This is a genomic window from Bradyrhizobium sp. P2_E8 (assembly GCF_056403875.1).
In genome coordinates this window covers 1-4,407 of sequence record NZ_JBFUES010000655.1, presented here as the reverse complement: position 1 = coordinate 4,407, position 4,407 = coordinate 1, and the positions used below count along the sequence as shown (strand labels likewise).

Here is a 4,407-nt window from a genome sequence, read left to right as displayed (position 1 = left end):
CTTCAGCTCCTGCCCTTGCAGGAGGAAATGCCGTTCGTGGTGGCCTCGCAGATCTCGCCCTCCGGGATGACGCTCGCCGGTAAGTACGGCATCGGCATCATCTCGCTGGGCTCGATGACGACGCAGGGCCTGATGTCGCTCCAGCAGCAATGGCAGTTCGCCGAGGATGCCGCGAAGAAGCACGGCACCAAGGTCAACCGCGCCGACTGGCGCGTGCTCCTGACCTGGCATGTCGCCGAGACCCGCGAGCAGGCCCGCCGCGAGGCCGGCGCCGGGCTGATGCGCTGGCACAACGAATATAATGTCGGCACGTTGCAGCGGCCGGGCCTCACCGCGTTCGCCTCGCCCGACGATGCCGTGGACAAGACCGCCTTCGTCGAAGGCGCCGCCTCCGTCATCGGCACGCCCGACGATCTCGTGAAAATGATCAAGAACGTGATGCAGGTCTCCGGCGGCGTCGGCGCCGTGATCGGCTTCGTGCACGACTGGGCCAACCCGGAGAACACGCGCCGGAGCTGGGACCTGGTCGCGCGCTACGTGGTGCCGGAGATCAACGGCTATATCGATGGCCTCCGCAGGTCGCAAAAATTCGTGATCGAGAATCGCGCGATTTTCGAGCGCGCGGGCCAGGCCGTGATGGCCAAGATCATGGAGAACGAGAAGGCTGCCGAAGCGCTGAAGGTCACCGGTCCCGGCCGCGTCGCCATTCCCGCCGTCAACGCCCCGGATTTGCAGAAGGAAGCGGCGAAGCGGTAGGCCGCCAAACTGCCTCTAATGGTCGTCCCGGCGAAGGCCGGGACGACGATAGTGTGCCGGGCGACTTGCACACAGGACGACTGGCACGTCATCGCATCAGTATTGTGCTATGTTGGCAGCAAGCCAACCGGAGCAATCGTCATGTCGATGCAGAATGTGGCCCCCGCGCTTCAGTTCACCGCGCCCAGGCGCAACGAGCTGACGCACATCCCCGGTGACGAGGGCTGGCCGATCATCGGCAAGACCTTCCAGGTGCTGGCCGACCCCAAGGGGCATATCGAGGCGAACGGCGCCAAATACGGCCCGGTCTACCGCACCCATGTTTTCGGCGAGACCAATGTCGTGCTGCTCGGACCCGAAGCGAACGAGCTCGTGATGTTCGACCAGCAAAAACTGTTCTCGTCGACGCACGGCTGGAACAAGGTGCTCGGCYTGTTGTTTCCGCGCGGATTGATGCTGCTCGATTTCGACGAGCACCGGCTGCACCGCAAGGCGCTGTCGGTCGCGTTCAAGTCCGGGCCGATGAAATCCTATCTCGGCGATCTCGACCGCGGCATCTCCGCGCGCGTCGCGCAGTGGAAGGCCAGGCCCGGCGAGATGCAGCTTTATCCGGCGATGAAGCAGCTCACGCTCGATCTCGCCGCCGCGTCCTTCCTCGGCGCCGATATCGGACCGGAGGTCGACGAGATCAACCGAGCCTTCGTCGACATGGTCGCGGCGGCCGTCGCTCCGATCCGCCGCCCCCTGCCCGGCACGCAGATGGCGCGCGGTGTCGCGGGCCGCAAGCGCATCGTCGCCTATTTCCGCCAGCAGATTCCGCTCCGCCGCGGCAATCACGGCGGCGATGATCTGTTCTCGCAGCTTTGCCGCGCCACCCATGAGGACGGGGCCCTGTTGTCCGAGCAGGACATCATCGACCACATGAGCTTTTTGATGATGGCGGCGCACGACACGCTGACCTCGTCGCTGACCTCCTTCATCGGCGAGCTCGCCGCCAACCCGGACTGGCAGGACAGACTGCGCGCGGAGGTTCTCGCGCTCGGTCTTGCCCCGGGCGCGCCCAGCAGCTTCGACGATCTCGAAAAGATGCCGCTATCCGAAATGGCGTTCAAGGAAGCACTGCGGATCAAGCCGCCGGTGCCGTCGATGCCGCGCCGCGCGATGCGCGATTTCACCTTCAAGGGGTTCAGGATTCCCGCCGGCACCGCGGTCGGCGTCAATCCGCTCTATACGCATCACATGAAGGACATCTGGCCGGAGCCGGACCGCTTCGATCCGCTGCGCTTCACCGAGGAGGCCCAGCGCAACCGCCACCGCTTCGCCTGGGTGCCGTTCGGCGGCGGCGCGCATATGTGCCTCGGCCTGCACTTCGCCTATATGCAGGCCAAATGCTTCGCGCGGCACTTCCTCCAGAACATCGAGGTGTCGCTGGAGCCGGGCTACAAGCCGGACTGGCAGATGTGGCCGATCCCGAAGCCGCGGGATGGCTTGCGGGTGCGGGTGAAGGCGGTGTGATATTTCTCGTGTCCCGGACGCGCGAAGCGCGAGCCGGGACCCAGAATGTCGATATGCGTTCGGTAGCAAGATGGGCCCCGGCTCTGCAGCGCACCGCTGAAGAAGCGCTGCGCCGCGTCCGGAGCACGAGACCTATCYGGCCCCCTGATCGAACGCCTTGCGCAGCGCCACGTAGCCCTGCTGCTGCTGGCTCCAGTTGCGGCCGCCGGTCATGGCGCCGTCGATGACGAGGTCGTGGCCGTTGATGAAGCTGGATTGGTCGCTCGCCAGGAACACCGCGGCCTGGGCGATGTCGTCGGGGATGCCGGCGCGCGGAATCGGCTGCGCGGTCTTGTAGACCTCGCGCATCACCGCCGGCGTCTTCTCCGCGGCATCGGTCGGCAGCCCCAGCGCCTTGCCGAAAATGCCGGTCGCGATCGCACCGGGTGAGATCGAGTTGACGCGGACGTTGGATTCGCCGAGCTCCATCRCCACGCATTTGGTGAGGTGGATCACCGCCGCCTTGGCCGCGCCGTAAACCACCGACGAGGAGAAGCCGGCGAGCCGGCCAGCGATGCTGCCATTGTTGATGATGCTGCCGGACCCCTGCTTCTTCATGTAGGGCGCGGCGTGCTTCATGCCGAGCATGACGCTGCGCACCAGCGTCGCCATCGCCGCGTCGAAGCGCTCGACCTCGAGACCTTCGATGCCGCCGGTCTGCGCCGGCCCGCCGGCATTGTTGAACAGGCAGTCGATGCGGCCGAATTTGTCCACCGCGAGCGCGATCAGCGCCTGCATCTGCGCTTCGACCGTCACATCGGTCTGGCGGAAGACACAAGTTGCCCCGAGCTGCTTGGCCAGCGCCTCGCCTTCCGGTATGCGCCGCCCCGCGATCACAATTTTGGCACCTTCGGCAACGAAGACTTCAGCGGTCCGCAATCCGATCCCGCTCGTCGCGCCCGTGATCACCGCGACCTTTCCGTCCAGCCTGCCCATGGAATGTCCCTGTTTTCGAACCCATTGACGCCAAATGGCGGATACCGATCGACCACGGCGCCGCGACGGACAGCGCCGCGACAGTCACTATTCCTGCCGGCTCCGAACAAGGCAAGCTTTGCTTGCGCTGGGGAGATGCGCAACAATCGCAACGAACGCACATCGCAACCGGGCGGCGCATGGAGAAGCTGATCGACGAATTCCGCAAGGGCTGGCAGGGCGCGGCGCCGCCGTCGCTCGGCTTGAGCATTGCCTTTGCGGTGGCCTGCCTGCTGGTTGCGACGCTGGCGCGCTGGGGTCTCGCGCAGGTGCGGCCCGACGTCTACTTCACCCCATACTTTCCGGCCGTGTTCTTTGCCGCCGCGTTCGGAGGCCTCCGGATCGGCGTCGTGACGGCGATCGTCGGCGGCGTCCTCGGCGTCGTCGTGAATTTCAGCGATGCGATTGCCGATCACGCGCGTTTTGCCTTGCTGGCGCTCTACTGGGCCGTGAGCGCGCTGACCATCTGGGGGGTCGAGCACTATCGCACCATGCTGGTGGAGCAGCGCCGGATCTCCAAGCGCCTGATCGAGGAAGAAGACTATCGCAAGCTGCTGGTCGACGAGCTCCAGCACCGGCTGAAGAACAAGCTCTCGACAGTGCACGCCGTGATTCACCAGGTGCTGCATGACCAGCCGCAGGTCTGGGCCCGGGTCGATCCGCGGCTGCGATCGCTGGCCGCAACCGACGATCTGATCTCGCGGATCGACAGGGCTGGCTGCGACATCCGCGATCTCCTGATCTCGGAGCTCGGCCCCTACGGCCACGTCCGCTTCACCCTCAACGGCGACCGGCTGTTCCTGCCGCCGAAGCTCGCGGTGACGCTGTCATTGATGTTTCACGAGCTCGCCACCAATGCGGGCAAATACGGCGCATTCTCCGCGCCGCGCGGTCTGCTGCAGGTGTCGTGGACCGTCGCCGACGATCGCCTGACCGTCACCTGGGACGAGACCGAGGGGCCGACCGTGGACAAGGTGTCCGAGCCCGGCTTCGGCACCAAGCTGCTGAAATCGGCACTTTCGGCCTTCGATGGCAGGACCGAGATCTCGTATCTGAAGACCGGGCTGCATTGCATCATGCAATGCCGCATCCCGCGAAGCGAATAGCMGCTCGGCAAAGCGA

General features: G+C 65.4%; 4 protein-coding genes. 3 read left to right on the top strand and 1 reads right to left on the bottom strand.

Annotated elements, in window-relative coordinates:
* Both AC1D00_RS28870 and AC1D00_RS28865 read left to right on the top strand, forming a co-directional pair.
* Nucleotides 1–756 (top strand): LLM class flavin-dependent oxidoreductase (locus AC1D00_RS28870; RefSeq protein ID WP_477013004.1); only part of this gene is annotated, 756 nt, incomplete at its 5' end.
* 141 nt (nucleotides 757–897) lie between these two features.
* Nucleotides 898–2,271: a cytochrome P450 gene (locus tag AC1D00_RS28865; protein WP_477013003.1), complete on the top strand. Its 1,374-nt coding sequence runs from the start codon at nucleotides 898–900 to the stop codon at nucleotides 2,269–2,271.
* 132 nt (nucleotides 2,272–2,403) lie between these two features.
* On the opposite strand, the gene AC1D00_RS28860 is transcribed toward AC1D00_RS28865, so the two are convergent.
* Nucleotides 2,404–3,246, bottom strand: a complete 843-nt coding sequence (locus AC1D00_RS28860; protein ID WP_477013002.1) for an SDR family NAD(P)-dependent oxidoreductase — start codon at nucleotides 3,244–3,246, stop codon at nucleotides 2,404–2,406.
* Nucleotides 3,247–3,425: 179 nt separating this feature from the next.
* Here AC1D00_RS28860 and AC1D00_RS28855 point away from each other — a divergent pair, with 179 nt between their 5' ends.
* Nucleotides 3,426–4,391, top strand: coding sequence for a sensor histidine kinase (locus AC1D00_RS28855; RefSeq protein ID WP_135175076.1), 966 nt, complete (start codon nucleotides 3,426–3,428; stop codon nucleotides 4,389–4,391).
* Nucleotides 4,392–4,407: the final 16 nt, after the last annotated feature.